The sequence below is a fragment of the Flavonifractor sp. An306 genome, from assembly GCF_002159455.1.
Classification (GTDB): domain Bacteria; phylum Bacillota; class Clostridia; order Oscillospirales; family Oscillospiraceae; genus Flavonifractor.
This window is the reverse complement of the sequence record NZ_NFIQ01000002.1, coordinates 1-18,803: the sequence shown is the minus strand read 5'-3', so window position 1 is coordinate 18,803 and position 18,803 is coordinate 1. Positions and strand designations below refer to the sequence as shown.

Sequence of the window (18,803 nt, the reverse complement as noted above, 5' to 3'; positions counted from 1 at the left end):
TAACATATCATGAAACGAATTGCTTGTATAGCCCTGGCCCTGATGATGGCGGGCCTGTCCCTGACCGGATGCGGCGCCAAGGGAGGCGGAACGAACCAGCCTCCTGCCAGCAGTCAGCCCACTGTCACGGAGGAAAAAACGGAGAGCAAAGTGGTCCATGGTGTGATCAATCGGATTGACAACTATCTGGTTTTGCTCACCGATGACGGGGAGTATCAAACTATGGAGTATGGCGAGGGCATTACAATGGACGGCTTTACCGAGGGTGACAGGGTGGACGTGTCCTACACCGGGGAGCTGGGCGTGGATGGGACTTACCCTGTGATCACCGCCATTACCAAGACCGAATAAAACACAGCGGAAAACCTCCGGCAGAGCGCCCATGGGCGCTCTGCCGGAGGTTTTCTGTTTTCCTCCTTCACAAAGTGTTTACAATTTTACGGCGAAAATTACCTTGACTTCCGGGCAAGGACGTTGTAATATGTGCAATGCGTTAATAGATAACTAAGTTAATAATTGATGGAGGACAATAAATATGGAAGAAGATCTGGTGGAACAGCTGGGCGGGGCTTTGCGGCGGCTGGCACAGGTCCGTCAGAGCCTGCCTATGGGCGGGCTGCCCATGGGGGAATACTGGATGCTGCAGCTGGTTCAGCGCAGGCTGGCGGAGGAACCGGAAGCTGGGGGTGTATATGTCTCCGCGCTGATGGAGTGTACCCATGCATCTCCTCCGGCGGTGTCCCGCACCCTGCGGAAATTGGAGGAGAAGGAGCTGCTCCAGCGCAGGACCAATCCCAGGGACCGGCGTACCACCTATGTGGTACTGACAGAGGGCGGACAACGCTTGCTGGAGGCCAGCCGGCGACAGATGGAGGAACTGGCCCGCCGGGTGGCCCAGCGCATGGGGGAGGACGCCCTGCGCGGGCTGACGGCTCAGCTGGACCAGCTGACGGAGGCCGTTTTGGAAGAGCGGGACAGAATGCCGCTGGAGTAAGGAGGAACGGGTATGCTGAATATCCTGCGATATTTGAAAAAACATGTGGGGATGGTGGTGCTGATTCTGGCGCTGCTGTGTGTACAGGCCTATTGCGACCTGACGCTGCCCCGGTACACATCGGACATCGTGGATGTGGGGATCCAGCAGAGCGGTGTGGAGCGGGTAACCCCGGAGCAGATGCGGGAGAGCACTCTGGAGGCTCTGACGCTGTTTTTGAGCGATGAGGACGAGGCAGTCCTCCGGGAGGCTTACACCTCTGACGGAAATGGGGTTTACACGCTGGCGGTGAGGGACAAGGATACACTTGACCGCCTGGATGAGATGCTGAGCCTGCCCATGGTGGCTCTCTACCAGATGGGGCAGCAGGGGGTAGACCCAGCCGCCTTGGTTCAGCAGGCGGAGCAGACGGGCCGCCAGGCCGTTCAATCTCAGCTTATGGCGCAGATGGAGGCAATGACCGGACAGTACGGCGCCGCCGCTGAGACCATGACCGGTCAGATGGCCATTTTGTTTGTCCGGCAGGAGTACCAGGCGCTGGGCGTGGATTTGGACGCCCTTCAGCAGCACTATCTGCTGACCACCGGCGGCAAAATGCTGGCGCTGACCCTGCTGATGGTGGCCGCCGCCATCACGGCGGGTATGCTGGCCTCCCGGGTGGCGGCCAGCGTGGGCATGGAGCTGCGGGGCCAGGTGTTCCGCAAGGTGGTGTCCTTTTCCAATGCGGAGATAGACCGGTTCTCCACCGCCTCACTGATCACCCGGTCCACCAACGATATCCAGCAGATTCAGATGGTGGTGGTCATGCTGCTGCGGCTGGTGCTCTATGCCCCTATTATCGGCATCGGAGGCATTGTCCGGGTGGCAACCACCCGCACCGGCATGGGCTGGATCATCGCTGTGGCGGTGGGTGTGCTTCTGGCGCTTATCGTAGTGCTGATGGCGGTGGCTATGCCTAAGTTCAAGAAGATGCAGAACCTTATTGACCGGGTAAACCTGGTTTCCCGGGAAATTCTCACTGGCCTGAGCGTAATCCGGGCCTTCAGCCGGGAGGCGTACGAGGAAAAACGCTTTGACAAGGCCAATCGGGACCTGATGAGCACCCAGCTGTTTACCAACCGCACCATGTCCATGATGATGCCCGTGATGATGCTGATTATGAACGGCATCTCGGTGCTCATTGTGTGGGCGGGGGCCCACGGGGTGGATCTGGGTACCATGCAGGTGGGAGATATGATTGCCTTCATCACCTATACCATGCAGATTGTCATGGCCTTTTTGATGATCTCGGTGGTATCCATCATGCTGCCCCGGGCGGGTGTGTCCGCCAAGCGGATCCAGGAGGTGCTGGATACCCAGGTGACCATTCACGACCCGGAGCCCGGCAAGAACCGGGATACGAGCAACGAGGAGTGGCGGGGGCAGGTGTGCTTTGAGGATGTGTCCTTCCGCTACCCTGATGCTCAGGCCGACGTGCTGGAGCACATCTCCTTCACCGCCAGGCCAGGGGAGACCACCGCCATCATCGGCTCCACCGGCAGCGGCAAATCCACCCTCCTCAATCTGATTCCGCGGTTCTTTGATGTGAGCTACGGCCGCATCACCATTGACGGCGTGGATATTCGGGAACTGTCCCTCCACAAGCTCCACAGCCTGCTGGGGTATGTTCCCCAGAAGGGGGTGCTCTTCTCGGGCACCATTGAGAGCAATCTGAAGTTCGGCGGGGCGGACATCACCGATCAGGCCATGCGTCAGGCCGCGGCTATTGCCCAGGCAAGCGACTTTATCGAGGCCAAGCCGGAGGGCTATCAGTCCCCCATTGCACAGGGAGGGGGCAACGTGTCGGGCGGTCAGAAGCAGCGGTTATCCATCGCCCGAGCTATTGCCAAAAATCCAAAGGTATATCTGTTTGACGACTCCTTCTCCGCCCTGGACTACAAGACCGATGCCGCTCTGCGCCGGGCGCTGAGCCAGCAGGTGAAGGATGCTGCCGTCATCATTGTGGCCCAGCGGATCTCCACCATCCTCCACGCCCAGCAGATCATTGTGCTGGACGAGGGCAAGGTGGCGGGTATCGGTACCCATGAGGAACTGATGGCCAACTGTCCCACCTATCAGGAGATCGCCAGAAGCCAGCTTTCAGAAGCGGAATTGGGAGGTGCAGGCGCATGAGTGAGCGTCATACCGCCCCGGGTCCCCGGGGACCTATGGGCCACCGGGGACCCGGGGTGCCCGGTGAAAAGGCCAAGGATTTCAAAGGCACTATCAAAAAATTGTTGTCTCATATGGGAACCTTCAAGCTCCAGCTGGCCCTGGTGGGGATCTTCGCCGTGTGCTCCACCATATTCAATATTGTGGGGCCAAAGGTGCTCTCCCAGGCCACCACGGAGATTTTTACCGGCCTGGTGTCCAAGGTACAGGGAGTTGGAGGCATTGACTTCGGCAAAATTGGCCGCATTCTGGGGCTGCTGATCGTGCTCTATCTCATCAGTGCCGGCTTTTCCCTGCTCCAGGGCTGGATCATGAGCGGGGTTACCCAAAAGACCTGCTACGGTTTGCGGCGGGATATCTCAGAAAAGATCCACCGGATGCCCATGAAGTACTTTGAGTCCCGCACCGTGGGCGAGGTGCTCTCCCGCATTACCAACGATGTGGATACCCTGGGCCAGAGCCTGAACCAGTCGGTGACCACCCTGATCACCTCGGTGACCACCCTGATCACCTCGGTAACCACCCTGATCGGTGTGCTGGTGATGATGCTCACCATCTCGCCGCTGATGACCCTGATTGCCCTGGTGATCCTGCCGGTGTCGGCGGGGCTGGTGATGCTGGTGGTGAAGCACAGCCAGAAATACTTTGTGGCGCAGCAGAAGTATCTGGGCAAAATCAACGGACAGGTGGAGGAGACCTACTCCGGCCACAGCGTGGTGCGGGCCTTCAACCGGGAAGAGGAAGTGATTCGGGAGTTTGACCAGACCAATGCTGTGCTCTTCAAGTCGGCCTGGCTGAGTCAGTTTCTCTCCGGCATGATGCAGCCCATCATGACCTTTGTAGGCAATCTGGGCTACGTGGCGGTAGCGGTGTCCGGTTCCATGCTGGCGGTGGCGGGGGCCATCACCGTGGGGGATATTCAGGCCTTTATCCAGTATCTGCGGCAGTTCACCCAGCCGGTGACCCAGATTGCCCAGGTGTCCAACATGCTCCAGTCCATGGCTGCCGCCGCCGAGCGTGTATTTGAGTTTTTGGCAGAAGAGGAAGAGGAACAGACCGATACCTGCCCGGTGCCCGCCGAGCAGCTCACCGGGGCGGTGGAGTTTGACCATGTGAAATTCGGCTATGTGCCGGAAAAGACGATTATCCATGATTTCTCCGCAAAGGTGGAGCCAGGACAGATGGTGGCCATTGTGGGTCCCACCGGGGCGGGCAAGACCACCATGGTCAAGCTGCTGATGCGGTTCTACGACGTGGACGCCGGGGCCATCCGGGTGGATGGCCACAACGTGCGGGAGTTCAACCGTACCAAGCTGCGGGAGGCCTTCGGCATGGTACTCCAGGATACCTGGCTGTTCAAAGGCACCATTATGGAGAATATCCGCTATGGCCGTCTGGACGCCACCGACGAGGAGGTGATCGCCGCCGCCAAGGCGGCCCATGTCCATCACTTTATCCAGACTTTGCCCGGCGGCTATCAGATGGAGCTGAATGAGGATGCCTCCAACGTGTCTCAGGGGCAGAAGCAGCTGCTTACCATTGCCAGGGCCATACTGGCAGACAACCGGATTTTGATTCTGGACGAGGCCACCTCTTCGGTGGATACCCGGACAGAGCACCTGATCCAGGCCGCCATGAATAACCTGATGAAGGGCCGTACCTCCTTCGTCATTGCCCACCAGCTTTCCACCATCAAGGAGGCCGATCTGATTCTGGTGATGAAGGACGGCGACATTGTGGAGCAGGGTACCCATCAGGAGCTGCTGGAAAAGGGCGGTTTTTACGCCGGACTGTACAACGCGCAGTTTGAAGCCAGCGCATAATAGGCAAAACAGGGGCCGGCCCGTTGTGGCCGGTCCCTGTTTTGTGATGGGGATTGTAGGCTATGGCTCTGTCTGCTGTGTCTCGGTGCTCCGTGTCAGATCCAGCCCCTGGTCTCCGATTTCCACCGAACCGTCTTTCAGAGAGATAAAAGGGGAGAACTCCGCCGTCTCCTCTCCATATGTGAGGGAAATGGTGGCGTCGGCAAAAATATCGCTGGCATTACACTGGAGGATGAAAGGCTGGCAGTCGGGGTCCTCATAGAGCAAGGTTGGCTCGAGGGTCTCTATGTCATTGTGATACAGGGCCAGCTTCATGCCGGAGTAGCGGGGGATCACCAGATAGTAGTCGCCGTCCGAAAGATAGTGTACCGGAATTTGGTCGCTGTCCAGATACTGCTCCACATAGTAATTCAGATCGTCTATCTGCTGATAGCCCAGATAGGCTGCGGCATAGAGCTGCCCCTGGGTGAATGGGATGCTGTCCCGCTTGCTGGCCTGAGGCTGACCGGTGCAGCCGGCCAGCAGACCAAAGCAGACAAGCACCGGGACAAAAAGCGCGGATTTTTTCATGGTGTACCTCCAAAACTTAAAGTCGTTCTGGAACCCATGATATCGGAACTACCAGGAGTTTGCAACACATTCGGAAGTTTAAGAAAAAAGATAGATTATCTGCAAAAGGTTATGCTATACTGTTAGCCAATCAAAGGGCAGAATATGATTTTAACAAGGAGGTGCAATCCTTGGAACAGCGCTTTACCTTTCAGTTCACGCCTTTGGACGCAGCCCATCTGCGGCCTCAGGTGAGCCGTGCGCTGGAAAAGCGGGTGGAGCTGGTATCCCGGCAGCGGTGTCCCAGGATGTGGAAGCTGACGGACAAGCTCAATGGTGCGGGAAGCTCATCGCAGTCAGGGGGGAGGAGACAAAAGCGGCACCGAGGATTACTGGGGCTGATGAACTGGGGCTTGGGCGTGTTTCTTCTGATGCCCGGACTGATGGCGCCGCAAGAGCTGACCTTTCCTCTGATCGTGGGCGCCGTGGGCTTCGGGGCAGGCACGGTGGGCCTTTGGCGGAGCAAGCGGATGCTGCTGGGCGTTCTGGATTTGATTGTGGGCGTCCTGCTTTGTCTGGGGGCGGCGCGCAGCCCTGAGCAGCTGGGCAGATGGCTGCCTCTGGGACTTGCCGCCATAGGGATTGGACTTGCCGCGCTGGTGTTTCGGAAACGGGAAAGAGTAAATCCCTTTGACCGGGAGGCGGAGCGGCTGCTGCGGGAAAAAGCGGCATGGCAAGGGCGAGAGCAGCTGCAGGTACATATTTCCAATGACGGAATGACTGCCGGTCCGGCAGGGGAGGAGAAGTGTCAGGTTCTCTGTACGGCCTTTGACTTCGTACTGGAGACGGAGGAGCTGCTTCTGCCGGTATTTCATGATTCTGTGGTCATCCTGCAGAAAAAAGATCTGCTTACCGGGACAATTTTTGAATTAAGGGAACTCCTCAGTGGGCAGACGCAGTATATACGGCTGGATGTGTAAACATAGTCATATACGGCATACCAGATGAAGCAAAAACAAAAAACGCCTCTCTGTGATCCGAGTTGATTGGGTCACAGAGCGGCGTTTACTTTACTCAGCCGCCGTACAGTCGGCGTTTCTGCTGAAAACTCAGCTGTTCCGGAGCAATCTCCGGTTCAGGCTCCGGTACTGCCGCCGCGGCTTGCTGAGTGGGCGGCGCCGGCATCAGCCCGGTATCCTGGTAGAATTTTTGTAGCTTACTGCGCATGGCTAGCTCCTGTTCACTGTAGTCCCCCTGGCCTCCCAGGGACTGGGCCAGAGCGCTGGTCTGTAGCTTCATCATGGCGTTGGCGCGGCTCAGCACTTTGCCCTTGTTGGCATTGGCGTTCACCTCAGGATTAGTCATCACGGCGGGAAAAAAGCTGCGTAGCAGCATGTCGTTCAGACCACGGTGCAGGGCCTCCTCTCGGCCGCCCACCATGCCGCCGGGATTTTTCTCCGCATCGTACTCTCCTAGCCCTGAGTAAAAGTCAGCGGACTGCCGGAGGGCATCCATCATATGTTCGTCCTGAGCGGCGGAGGCCAGATAGGTGTCAAAATCTCCCAGTGCTTGGTTGTTATAGGCCGCTCGTTCATCGCCGGTGCTTTCGCTGTATTTGGTATCCGGCAGGCTCTCCAGCCCGGCGGCGAGGGGCTGGAGCATGGACTGATTGGTTCCCGCCCCCGCCTTTTTCAACATGGCAAAATAGTTCTTCAGGCCCTTATCGTTTCCCCGCATGAAGACAAAGCGGTTGCCGGAACCCACATCCTGGCCCACCGAATTCTGGTTGATGCCTGCGTAAGCCCTGCCCTTAATGGCGTTTATCACGGTGCTCATGCCCGATGGGTCGTACTGCGCCTGTTTTACGACGGCGTCGGAGGCCATCTGGTCCGCTACCTGCTCCGCCTGCTGGGTGTAGGCGTGGTCCGCCAGCACATTGTTGCGCAGATGCTCCTCCCGCTGGAAGCGCCGTTTGCGGGTGCTCTCCCTCATTGCGCCACGGCCAAGGCGGGCGTATTTGTTGCCTAATTCACTCTCTGTCTCCAAAGCCTCCATTTCGGGGGAGACCATCATTTCGTTCAGGGAGCTCAGGAAGCGATCCGCACGTTCATCCGATCGGTTGACCCGCTGGAACATGATCTGGGCCTGAATTTCCTCGTCGCTGTATCCGCCGCGCTTCATGGCGGCTACCATTTCATCCTGCTCGCCTTCCTGCTCCTGGAGCAGCTGCTTGACCTCGGCATCCTTCTGGGCCATCCGCTTGCCAGCCCGGTAGGAGCGCTTGGCTTTCTGGAACCAGCTTTTGATTCCGCCGAATACACCCTGTACCGGCGCGGCGTCGGCGCTGATCCCGCTGAGGGAGGCGGGAGCGCCCATTCCGGCGGATATGCTGCCCATGTCGGCTTGGTGTTCCAGTCCCTCGTCCGCATTGACATTGAGGCCGGGGACGTCGGACTGGACACCGCCCCGGGCCTGCTGGGCGACGTGGGCCAGTTCGTGCTGGATCAGGTGCTGGCCCTCCAGCGTATCCGGCCGGAACTGCCCGGGCGCAAACTGAACCACGTTGCCCTTGGCAAAGGCCTTTGCGTCCATCTCTGCCGCCTGGGAAGATTCCCGCAGTTCTACCTGGTCCATGCGGATGCCGAACTGAGCCTGCATCCGGGCAGACATGCTTTCATCCAGGTGAAGTTCTCTGCCGGTGTGGGGTTTCACATTCTGTACTGCGTCAACGTTGGCCAACAGCTCCGGCGGAAGGGTTTCAGCCGAATGCTCCAAGGACTGTCCAACCGCCGAGGACAGGGAGGCGGGCTGGGCCTGCTGGCGTCGTTTCTGCTGCTCCATATAAATCTGGGACATAGAATTCCTCCTGCTGCCGAAACGCCTAAAATATGTGTGTCTCATTATATCATGGAGCGGGGTGAATCGGTTTTATCATTTGCACCCGTCTGCTCCTGTCTGCGTCACAAAAAATAAAAATAATGTAATTAAATCCTGATATTGGAATGTTGTTCCGCACTAAAAAGCAAAAATCCCTATCAATCGATAGGGATTTTTGTTCAAGCGACGGCAAAGAAGGGAGTCTGTCTGCCCTGACGGGTGGGGTCGAGAACCGGCTGCTCCTGAGCGGCCCGGGTGGTGGTACGGGTGGTGCCGCCGGACACATAGGCCTTGCCGCACTCCGGACAGATTGCCGTGTGATAAGTAACGGACTGGGACACCACCTCACGTCCCTCACGCTGAGCCTTGGCCTGTTCCCGGACCACGTGCTCTTGCTCGTGGCCTCGGACAGCCGCAGCCGCCTGCTCCGGCGCCACATTGGTGGGAGTTTTGAAGGACACCCCGGGATCGTTGGAGCCGTCCTGGTACTTCCGCTCCTTGCAGGTCTGGCACTCGCCCTCCTCCATGACCTCCTGGGCGGATTTGGATTTCTCCACTTCAGCGTCCAGTTCCTCCGGGCTGAGATACTGAATGCGGCCGCGTACCGCCATCTCGGCGGGATCAGCGCCCTCCCGATAATTGGGGAGAGCACTGCCGGTCAGTGTAACGGCGCTGGGCTGCTCCCGGCTCACGGCAGGAGTGGCAGTCACCGGGGTCACCGGCTGGTCCGAGGCCTGAGGCTGTGTACGGGACACGCCTGTGAGCCGTCCCTGCTGTCCAACAGGAGACGATTGCCCCCAATAGACACTGGATGAGCCCCAAGTGACTCCATATAGACCAGTCATATTCTGCACCTCCTTTCCAGATCAATTCAACTGGTATCTCTATTATACCACGAAACTGACTCTATGCAAGGGAAACATGGAGCGAAAGGCGCAAGTGCCGGATAATCCGTTTCCGGCATATATGGTTATCTTTTCCTGGAATGCGCAAACATTGTTCTGGCCCGTGCCATATTGTCTCGGATCTTTACGCCAAAGGGGCAATTTGGTTCGCACTTGCCACACATCAGGCAGTCGTCTGCCGTGGCGGAGAGGGACCAATAGTGCTGTGCCACAGTCTCGGGCACGGAATCCTGCTGGGCGGCCAGGTCCAGAAATTTGGTCACGGCGGCAATATCAATATGGGCGGGACAGGGCTGGCAGTGGTTGCAGTACATACAGCGGCCGGTCATGTGGATGGCGTTTCCAGCGCTGAAAACATGAGCATAGCTCCGCTCCGGTGCGGGCGTGTCATAGTATTTAGCCGCCTCCAGCACCTCCTCTACCGTGTGGCAGCCCACAATGACTACCTTGACGCCGTTGCGGTCCAGGCAGTATTGGATACACTGGGGGACTGTCAGGGCCACGCCGAAGGGGGAGCTTTCCGCCTTTAGAAGGGTACCCGCCCCCAGCGGCTTCATAACGGTGATGGCCACCTCGGCCGCTTCACAGGCGGAGTACAGCCGCTGCCGCGCCTCATCCACCACCAGACCGCCTTTCTCCATGCCCTTGAATTCCATCAGGTCATAGATGTCTGTCTCGGCGCTTTCCATATCATAAGCGGGGTTGATGCTGAACATCAGCACATCCACAATCCCGCTCTCCACGGCCTTCAGAGCGATATGAGGATTATGGGAGCTCATGCCGATGTGGCGGATCACACCGATTTGCTTCAGTTCCTTGGCGTAAGCCAGGACAGGGCCTTCAAAGACGGTACGAAAATCCTCCTCGCTGTCTACATAGTGAATCATGCCCACATCAATATAGTCGGTGTGCAGACGTTCCAGCAGGTCCTCAAAGGACCGTTTGGTTTTTTCGATGTCCCGGGTGCGGGTATACTGCCCGTCCTCAAATACGGTGCACAGATGTCCCTGAAGGATGAACTGCTCCCGGCGACCCTCCAGGGCAAGCCCCAGATGACTGCGGGTAGGGGCCTGGGGCATGAAAATATCGATATAGTTGATGCCTTTTTCCTGCGCCGCGTCTACAATGGCGGCACTCTCCTGAGCGGTTAGGCCGTTGAACCACTCGCCGCCCAGACCGATTTCGCTGACCCGCAGGCCGGTACGGCCCAATGTCCTGTATTCCATCTTGTCCTCCTGTCAAGTATGCTATCTTGCAAAACAATTGAAATTAGGTATACTTGCATTATATCGGTTTGACTTTAGCAGGACAAGTACGCACAATTTTCTTAGAAGGTGAAATCAATTTCACTATGGGAGAGACGTATGGAGAAGATACGAGTGACCTGTGAAATGGAAGTTACTTTGAAAGTGATTGGTGGGAAGTGCAAGCCGCTGATCCTGGAAAGCCTGATTGAAAATGGAACCCAGCGCTTCAGCGAGTTGATGCGCACCCTTACCCAGATTTCCCAGCGCACCCTTACCAATCAGCTCCGGGAGCTGGAAAACGACGGCCTGATTGCACGCACAGCGTACGCTGAGGTACCCCCGAGGGTGGAATATTCCATTACTCCGAAGGGGCGATCTTTGGAGACGATTCTGGAACTGATGTGTGAGTGGGGCGAAAAAAATATAGATGAGCGGTTTGAACTCACCAATCCCCAATGCACGAAGAATCCACCATATATGGACAATATAGGTGCAGCAGGGTTATAATATCAAATAAAGTCGCAATATGCAGATCATGTAACGACAGAAGGGGAGGTGGATGGTATGCTGATTGAGACGGCCCCAACACTCCAAACGGAAGAAGAAACTGTGATGGCGCTTGCCTGCGTTCTGTATGAGCAGGGCGCCAGGGCGGAGAGCTTTCGTCTGCTGCTGCGCCTGTCTGCGGCCGGGAATCGGACAGCCCCCCTGTTCTATAACCAGGCGCTTTGTCTGGAACAGGCAGGTCAGAGGGAGAAGGCGATTTCCTGCCTGGAAAAGGCCCTTTCCTGCCTAAAGAGCGGAAAAAGGGAACTGGAGAAGCCCTCCGGCGAGGCGGAGGTCCTGCGCATTTTATATGAACGACAGTGTGCGCAGGCGCAGTATCGTTTTCCCATGCGGGAGGCGGAGGCTGTCTGTTTGCCTGCGTATGCGCGGGAGCGAATCCTGCGGCTGATGATTGATCTTTGTGCGCAGCTGAACGACGGAGCACGGGTCAGGACTCTGGTGGCCTCGCTGCAGGGAAAGCGCTTTGAAAATGTAGAAAAGGCATTGCGTCAGATCTCAGAAAAGGAGACTTAAACATGGATATCATGCAAGTATGGAAAGCTTACCAAAGAGATGCGGATCCTGAGACCATCTTCCCCATGTATCAGGAGTGCGAACTCAATGAAAAGGCGGAGGGTTACGGCGACGTCAATCTGCTACATATTGCAAGCCAGAATGCCCACCCGGAGGCGGTGGCCTGGCTGCTGGAGCAGGGCCTGAACCCGAACCAGGCGTCCAGGTATGGCGAGCTTCCACTGTTCCTTTTGGCGAAGAAAGGTTTTTCGTGCAATTATCTTCCAAGGGAGGGGGACATTTACCGGACGGCCCAGGCCCTTCTCGATGGCGGAGGGAGCGCGCTGCGCCGGGATTCTAATGGGATGTTCTGCTATCACTATGCCGCGGAGGCGGGCAACAAGGAGTTTTTGCGTGCGCTGGCAGAGCGGGGTGTGAGGCTGAACAAGACCAACCAAAATGGAGATACGGGACTGCACCTGATTGCACAGGCCTGCTACAATCCGCTGCAGGACCTGGAACGTGTAGACGAGGAGATCGAGGAGAAGGGCAGGGAGGACTCTCTGCCGGTCAAGATGCGCAGCCCGATTTCCATGGAGGAACTGGAGCGGCGGAAAAAGAGGATTGAGGAAGAGCTGGAAGATTTGTTCCGATGTGCCGTGATTCTCATGGATGCAGGAGTGGATCCGGAGGCGGAAAACGACATGCTGGAGACGGCCCACAAGCTGGCGGTGCGTGCGGGCGCAAAAAAACTGGCGGCCCTGCTGGACGGCAGCTATTCTCCGGATGAGGAGCATTCTTCGGAGGGCGAGGAAAAAATTGCGGCGGGTGGCATGACGCTCCATCAGGCGGTGCGTAAGAGCGATGAAGTGGCGGTACGTGCGCTGGTGGCTATGGGAGAGGATCTCAACGCCATCAGCGAGCAGGAATCCTTTGAGGGACTTTCTCCGCTGGCGGTGGCCTGTCAGACCTGTGACATCCCCATGGCCTCGCTGTTGCTGGAGCTGGGGGCGGATCCCGCTCAGAAGAATGGAGCGGGGGAGCAGCCCATCGTGGCGCTGTTCAGCCCGCAGATCATGATACATGCGCCGCGGAATCTTTACCGGGACAGGTTGGCAGAACAGCTGGTGGAGCTCCTGGTGCAGTACGGCTTTGACCTGGACAGCAGCCTGAACGACCAGGATGACTGCCTGCTGGGGCTGGCGTGCGCTTCCCAGAATGGCAGAGGCTCGGGCAGAGACAGTGTGATTGATATGGTAGTAGAGGAAGCCATCCGTCTGGGGGCGGACGTGAACCGGAAAAACGACGCGGGGCAGACGCCGTTGATGTTGTCATGCACAAGTAATTTCCGGACAATGGAAGAGGTACAGACAGCGCTTCTGGAGGCCGGGGCGGATGTGACGCTGCGGGATGTGCAGGGGAATACGGCGCTGCACTATGCGGCATGCCAGGAGGCCCTCCATGACGCAGTGGCGATGACGGAACTGATGCTGGACTTTGGAGAACCGGACGCCAACGCGGTCAACCTGTCCGGCAAAACAGCGATGGACTATGCGGTAGAGCGGGACAACACTCCTCTGGTCAAGCTGCTGCTTCCGTACATGGAATAAGGAGATAGGGGAGGAATCATCATGCCGGTGAATCTTGATAATATGCTGCTGACCGCCTGCAAGAATGGGCAGAAGGGGGTCGTGCAGGCGTTTTTGAAGAAGGGCGGGATCCAGCTCGACAAACGCGACGCACAGGGGGCTACGCCTCTGTATTACGCCAGTGCCAAGGGATCCCGGGATATTGTAAAGCTTTTGCTGGATGCGGGGGCGGATGCGTCCATCGCGGACAATCAGAGCCGCATGGCGCTGCATATGGCCTGTCAGGCAGGGAACAGGGATATCATCCGTCTGTTGTACGACCAGGGCGCTGAGCTGGACGGGACGGATCGGGAGGGAAGGACCCCGCTGATCTATGCCGCTAGGTGCGGGAAAAGCGAGGCGTGCCGCTTTTTGCTGGAACTTGGAGCGGATAAGACGCTGACCAATGAGGATGGACATAATGCATTTGCCTTGCGGGCGGTGCGGGGACATACGCAGATGCAGCGCATACAGGAGATGCACGCCTTATCATCCACCTTTTTCGGATCCTCCTTGTCGATCGCCTGAACGGGACAGGACTGCGCGCATACGCCGCAGCGGACACACTCTTTTGTGGGCTTGGGCACCAGACCGGCGCCACCGGCTTTCTTGTAGGGACGGTTGCCGGGAATTGAGGGCTCAGAGAGATTGTTCTCAGAGAGCTTAAGATGGATGATCATATCGACAAACTGCTGAACTATTGCCATCCTGCTCATCCACCATCTGCGCAAGGAAAAGGCGGAGGATGTGTTCCATCGGATCTCCGGCACCACCGCCATCAGCGGCGCGGTGGATTCCAGCTTCACTCTGGTGGAAGAAAAGCGGGGCAGCGGCAGAGCCAGACTGACCTGCGTAGGCCGGGACATCGAATACCGGGAGCTGGAGCTTCGACGCAGCGAGGAAAATGTGTGGGAGTTGGTTTCGGACAGCAGAGAAGAACCCGTGCTGCGTGAGGATCGGATCGTCGATCTTCTCTCTGCATTTATGAGCACCAGAACAATGAAGTGCCCTTTAACTCCAAGGGGAAGGCGCTGCTCTCCGGGATGGTCTACTGCGCCCACTGTGGTTCCAAACTGGTGCTGACCACCAGCAGCGGCAGAAGAGCCAAGGGTGAGCCCAAACGGGAAACCCATATCCGCTACGCCTGCCATTACAAGATTCGCCATCCTCAGGACTGTGACGGTCAGACCGGATACTCCGGTGAGAAACTGGACGGCATTATTGATAAAATCGTCATCCAACTCTTTGAGCGTATGAAGACTGCACCCAGGAGCCAGCTCATTCAAAAGCAGCGGGAAAAAGAACTCAAACTGGCAAACAGTTCGGTGGCCAATCTGGAGAAACTCCATGCTGCCGCAGAACGAGAGCTGGAGAGCTACAAGAAAGAGATCATCAAAACCATCAATGGGACTGGCAGTTTTGGAGCGGACATCCTCGGCGAGATGATAGAAGACACCCGAAGCAAGCTGGCGGCGCTGGCCCAGGAGTTGGAACAGGCCAAGGAAAAAGCGGCTGATCTGAAGAGTTCTGCCGTTGCCGTCCAAAAGGAGTATGACAAGATTATGTCCTGGGCCGACCTGTATGCGGGGAGTAGTATCGAGGGAAAGAAGATGATCCTGCGGCAGCTCATTGAGCGGGTGAATATCGGGAGGAACTTTGAAATCGAAGTGGAATTCAAAATCAGTGTCACACAGTTCTTCGACTTCCTGCATCCGGAAGGGGACAAGAGTGTGTACTATCGTGCATCCTGAAAGCATGAAAAAACTCGGGAGATCTCGTTTTGAGATCTCCCGAGTGTGGTGGACCTAATCGGGATCGAACCGACGACCTTACGGATGCGAACCGTACGCTCTCGCAAGGTGGTAAGTTTTCTGCCCACGGACTGCGGTGTATGGTTTGATAAAAATGCTGGATGGGCAGCTACCCCCTGCAGTTTTTCCTGTTTTCCGGAAACCTTGTTTATTTGCTGCTTGGCCAAAGTGGACGCAGTATTTTGAGCTTGGAAACATAATGTGTCGTAGCTTAGATAACTGATCTCAATATTTTTCTTGTATATAATCCATGTGCTGATTAATGCCCATGAAAAGGAACTGCTCCGTCGCTCATGTGTTGTCAACCACAAATGAGCGTTTGTAGAAATGAGTTGTCTTTGCTTGCGTGTGAGTTGTAATAAGGTTATAATGAAAATGTACTTTATGAGGTAAGGAGTTGGGTACATGGACTATATTCTTAATCATATAAATAATGATCTCGCAATTTGTGACGAAGACAGTTACGAGTATATTGTATCTCTTAGGAAAAGTGTTGAATACTCACTTTTTCTTCTTGTTGGTCTTTTGTGGAATAAAAATGGCGATAGTTTGCTAATTGACGACCGCAAACGGATTGCCGCAAGTTTTGATCGTATGACGATTGGGGATGTTGTATCAGCCATTACATTGCTGGATAAGAAAAAGGAAGTATTACAAAACAAAAAATCTCGATCGTTAATTGCAGATTACCCTGGAGTACGAAATGTAAAGATAGGTCATGGGTATGCATTATCTTCAGATTTGATTGGTGTTCTAACCCCTTTCTACGATGGATTGATAAATTCAATTTCACTTCTTAAAGATGAGCACTCTCTGATTTATGTGGAAAAGAGCGACCAACACCAGTATTATGGGATTCGCATTGATATAACCGGGCAGAAGAGTCGGTGGGTATGCCCTAAAGAAGCATTTCCTCATGAGGAGGAGTTCCCAAGAACCTATATTCAAATTGATAACAAATATCACAAACTATCGCCATTCATCACACTGAAGCGAAATGGAGTGGATTTTCAAGAATATGTATTTAGTACTCTGAGCGACTCATTAACAGGTCAAATTAAACTCTGTCCGCTGTTTGGTAATACGCAGGAGGAATATGTTATTTATTCCGAATTTGCGCGTTATAGCGAGTGTGATGAGTATCGAGAAGTAGGTATGAACGGAACCGTGATGAATCGGTTCGAGTGCAATTATCAGACGTATCAAGATGTTGGTTTTTCAAAAATCGTTTGGAATTTTTTGCTTAAAAACAAATCGAACGTATCTGCCACTTTATGGGGGCATGGCGGAGTCGGAAAAACTGCATGCATTCAGTATGTCTGCCAACAACTTTTTTGTAGCAAGGAAATGCACTTCTCATATATCGTCTTTGTTACCGCTAAGGACCGTATATATAACCCGATAACGGGGAAAATCATACAGAACAGTTCAAAGTATGTTCGGCGGTATAGTGAAATCATTGAAACTGTTATCCATACCGTTTATCCGGATTTAGTATTCCAGTTTGAAGATGGCAAATTGCAAGAACCTGAAAAATTAATCAAAGAGTATACAGGTAAACTTCTCATAGTAATTGATGACTATGAAACGTTTCGGGACGAAGAAAAGAAAAAAATTAGCGAATTCTTAAAAGACTTAGATATCAATCACCATAAAGTTATTCTTACTACACGGAATTTGCGTTTATCCATAGGAACACCAATCCCAACAGGTGAACTTGATATAACAGCAACTTGTACTTTCTTACAAGGGATTATTGATTCGAAGTGTCCTGAACTGAGCGGAACGCTCAAGAAAGAGCTTACAAAAAGAGGAATTCCAGAGAAGGTGTTGGCAGCCACAAATGGACGCCCCATTTTTATTTATCAGTTTGCGTATCTGTATATGCAAAATGGGATGCAAGACACAATATTTTCTTCGCTACATAGCGGCTCGGATGCCCAAGATTTTTTGTACGGCAGAGTTTTTTACTATCTTACGGAAACGGCAAAGACAGTCTTTGCAACGATTCCTGCTGTTGTAAATGATGATCTTTTGTTCCGCTTTGACATGTTAAGGTATGTATTACAAAAGGAAATCCTTGATGATGACAAATTTGAATCTGCAGTAGATGAGTTGGTAAATCAATTAGTTATTGAACATTATAATGATACCCACGGACGCGTATATGCGCAAGAACTGTTGTCAATCATGCAGGATAGATATTCCCATTTGGGTGAACCGCAAAAAGAAGCAATAAGAGGACTAATTGAAAGTTTGGGTGGAAAAGAAATCAGTGTGACAATTGAAGAAGCTATGCTTCAGGAGGCGGACCAGTCCAGAATTACTGGAAATATAGAGGAAATAATTGGGAAATATAGGCGAGTATTAAATCTAAAAAAGTGTCCTATTAAATTGCGCAGACAGGCTTTGGTGAATGCTGCAAGTTATCTCACTATTCATGACTTGAATCCTAAGATGGCGAGTGAACTGGTTTACGAATATTTGCCTCTATTTAAAGATGACGCACACATTGCCCATCAATATGTTGAATATTTATGGCAACAAGAGGATCGTAAGTCTGATGCAGTGAACTTTATTAGACAATTCTTTAGCAAGGCCAATGGTCATAAGAAAACATCGCCACAGAATTTGCAATTTTTTGCATTAGGAACAAGCTACTGTACATATTATGACATGAATTTGCGCAGCTATGATTCAGTTGCAAAACGAAAAATGCAATTAAGTCAAACCATAAATGAATTTGGCAAAGAATTGTTTGGAGCCATTGAAGACAAGTTTGAGAAACTGCGTCCAGGCGTAAAGCATGCTGTTCAAATGGGCCTTGTTCAGACATCGAAAGCATGTATTGAGTTTGATGCAGAAGACATTGCAAAACTAAACTTTGGTATAGAAATTTGTGAATTCTCTTTTGGACGATTCATATCACATTTTGCAATCCAAGCTAAGCAAACACATGAGAAGTTGACAAGAAAAATCAAATTAATTGAATCACAAAATGGGGGCAACATACTTAATCAAACGAATGTACCCCTCTGGTGGGATTCGTTTATTGCAGACGATTATCATGTTGGTGACTGTGTAGATGTAGTTGTTTCAGGAGTTGTTCCTTATGGTGTTTTTGTCAGCTTTGGTGAGAGCGGAAACTACAAAGGATTACTTCACATAAGCAATATATCACACGAATTTCTGCCAAGAGAACACCTGACTACATTATTCCATGTAGGGCAAGCAATCTCTGTTAAAATAATTGAAATTAATATTGAAAGGAAGCGTATTAATCTTGCTTTAAAAGAACTACTTTAAGTGGTTTTGCTTATCAACAAGCAAGATGCCTATTTGGATTTATTGATGTAGTCACGATATACTTCCCCACCAATTGGAAATTATTAAAAACGCTTATCTCTCAGCCAGTCTCGCCTTTGAGTCAATTAAGATTGAAAGCAGAAAGCATCGGAGTACGCCATCTCATAGGGAATCAAACTGAACTCCCAGGGGCACTACCGGTACGGAACAAACGGAATAGCCCGTCTAAAATCGTTTTCAATGCATCGACCATGAAGGTCGGTCGTGTCAAGACCGACCGAAGGTCAGGTAGTGTCAAGGATTTTGCGCAAATTGGTTTGCAGACCCTGGAATGAATGAAGTCAGCCAGCAATGGAGGCATCCTCAACGGCGGCCTCCAGGTGCTTCATGTTC

The 18,803-nt window shown here is 53.7% G+C and carries 16 protein-coding genes and 1 pseudogene; 12 read left to right on the top strand and 5 right to left on the bottom strand.

The window, feature by feature from the left end; translation table 11 throughout:
* Positions 1 to 9: 9 nt before the first annotated feature.
* The 4 genes from B5F88_RS00685 (at position 10) to B5F88_RS00670 (ending at position 5,028) form a co-directional block, all read left to right on the top strand.
* The gene (locus B5F88_RS00685; RefSeq protein ID WP_087341079.1) at positions 10 to 351 is read left to right on the top strand and encodes a hypothetical protein; all 342 of its coding nucleotides are present in this window, start codon (positions 10 to 12) and stop codon (positions 349 to 351) included.
* A gap of 184 nt (positions 352 to 535) precedes the next feature.
* Positions 536 to 994 carry a MarR family transcriptional regulator gene (locus B5F88_RS00680; RefSeq protein ID WP_087341078.1) on the top strand — a complete coding sequence of 153 codons (459 nt, stop codon included), beginning with the start codon at positions 536 to 538 and terminating at the stop codon, positions 992 to 994.
* A 12-nt stretch (positions 995 to 1,006) separates the two neighbouring features.
* On the top strand, positions 1,007 to 3,166 hold the full coding sequence (locus tag B5F88_RS00675; RefSeq protein ID WP_087341077.1) for an ABC transporter ATP-binding protein: 2,160 nt from the start codon (positions 1,007 to 1,009) through the stop codon (positions 3,164 to 3,166).
* Positions 3,163 to 5,028, top strand: coding sequence for an ABC transporter ATP-binding protein (locus B5F88_RS00670; RefSeq protein ID WP_087341076.1), 1,866 nt, complete (start codon positions 3,163 to 3,165; stop codon positions 5,026 to 5,028). The genes B5F88_RS00675 and B5F88_RS00670 overlap by 4 nt, the downstream gene beginning before the upstream one ends.
* A 60-nt stretch (positions 5,029 to 5,088) precedes the next feature.
* Here B5F88_RS00670 and B5F88_RS00665 read toward each other — a convergent pair whose 3' ends face one another.
* Entirely contained in the window at positions 5,089 to 5,598 is a 510-nt protein-coding gene (locus B5F88_RS00665) for a hypothetical protein (RefSeq protein ID WP_087341075.1), read from the bottom strand.
* A 170-nt stretch (positions 5,599 to 5,768) separates the two neighbouring features.
* On the opposite strand from B5F88_RS00665, the gene B5F88_RS00660 reads away from it, so the two are divergent.
* Positions 5,769 to 6,557 (top strand): hypothetical protein, encoded by a 789-nt coding sequence (locus B5F88_RS00660; protein WP_087341074.1) that lies wholly within the window; start codon positions 5,769 to 5,771, stop codon positions 6,555 to 6,557.
* Between the two features lie 94 nt (positions 6,558 to 6,651).
* On the opposite strand, the gene B5F88_RS00655 is transcribed toward B5F88_RS00660, so the two are convergent.
* The 3 genes from B5F88_RS00655 to B5F88_RS00645 all read right to left on the bottom strand — a co-directional run bounded on the left by B5F88_RS00655 (position 6,652) and on the right by B5F88_RS00645 (position 10,585).
* Complete coding sequence (locus tag B5F88_RS00655) at positions 6,652 to 8,433, bottom strand: DUF4157 domain-containing protein (protein WP_204246177.1); 1,782 nt, start codon at positions 8,431 to 8,433, stop codon at positions 6,652 to 6,654.
* Positions 8,434 to 8,633: 200 nt separating this feature from the next.
* Entirely contained in the window at positions 8,634 to 9,209 is a 576-nt protein-coding gene (locus tag B5F88_RS00650) for a hypothetical protein (protein WP_087341072.1), read from the bottom strand.
* 215 nt (positions 9,210 to 9,424) lie between these two features.
* Positions 9,425 to 10,585: an aldo/keto reductase gene (locus B5F88_RS00645; protein WP_087341071.1), complete on the bottom strand. Its 1,161-nt coding sequence runs from the start codon at positions 10,583 to 10,585 to the stop codon at positions 9,425 to 9,427.
* Positions 10,586 to 10,723: 138 nt separating this feature from the next.
* On the opposite strand from B5F88_RS00645, the gene B5F88_RS00640 reads away from it, so the two are divergent.
* The 4 genes from B5F88_RS00640 to B5F88_RS00625 are packed head-to-tail and all read left to right on the top strand — an operon-like array spanning position 10,724 to position 13,821.
* A complete protein-coding gene (locus tag B5F88_RS00640; protein ID WP_087341070.1) occupies positions 10,724 to 11,113 on the top strand; it encodes a helix-turn-helix domain-containing protein in 390 nt (129 codons plus the stop codon).
* Between the two features lie 57 nt (positions 11,114 to 11,170).
* Positions 11,171 to 11,686 (top strand): hypothetical protein, encoded by a 516-nt coding sequence (locus B5F88_RS00635; protein WP_087341069.1) that lies wholly within the window; start codon positions 11,171 to 11,173, stop codon positions 11,684 to 11,686.
* 2 nt (positions 11,687 to 11,688) lie between these two features.
* Positions 11,689 to 13,275: an ankyrin repeat domain-containing protein gene (locus B5F88_RS00630; protein ID WP_087341068.1), complete on the top strand. Its 1,587-nt coding sequence runs from the start codon at positions 11,689 to 11,691 to the stop codon at positions 13,273 to 13,275.
* A gap of 21 nt (positions 13,276 to 13,296) precedes the next feature.
* Positions 13,297 to 13,821, top strand: coding sequence for an ankyrin repeat domain-containing protein (locus B5F88_RS00625; protein ID WP_087341067.1), 525 nt, complete (start codon positions 13,297 to 13,299; stop codon positions 13,819 to 13,821).
* A 12-nt stretch (positions 13,822 to 13,833) separates the two neighbouring features.
* On the opposite strand, the pseudogene B5F88_RS21240 reads toward B5F88_RS00625, so the two are convergent.
* Positions 13,834 to 13,973 (bottom strand): annotated as a pseudogene (locus tag B5F88_RS21240) (4Fe-4S ferredoxin); the annotation flags it as partial.
* Between the two features lie 67 nt (positions 13,974 to 14,040).
* Between B5F88_RS21240 and B5F88_RS20565 the strand changes: the two are divergent.
* The 3 genes from B5F88_RS20565 to B5F88_RS00605 all read left to right on the top strand — a co-directional run bounded on the left by B5F88_RS20565 (position 14,041) and on the right by B5F88_RS00605 (position 18,410).
* Entirely contained in the window at positions 14,041 to 14,376 is a 336-nt protein-coding gene (locus tag B5F88_RS20565) for a hypothetical protein (protein ID WP_162612085.1), read from the top strand.
* Positions 14,337 to 15,044, top strand: coding sequence for a recombinase zinc beta ribbon domain-containing protein (locus B5F88_RS00615; protein WP_242959575.1), 708 nt, complete (start codon positions 14,337 to 14,339; stop codon positions 15,042 to 15,044). Before B5F88_RS20565 ends, B5F88_RS00615 begins: the two co-directional genes overlap by 40 nt.
* Positions 15,045 to 15,509: 465 nt before the next feature.
* Positions 15,510 to 18,410, top strand: coding sequence for a S1 RNA-binding domain-containing protein (locus tag B5F88_RS00605; protein ID WP_087341066.1), 2,901 nt, complete (start codon positions 15,510 to 15,512; stop codon positions 18,408 to 18,410).
* The last annotated feature ends 393 nt before the right edge of the window (positions 18,411 to 18,803 follow it).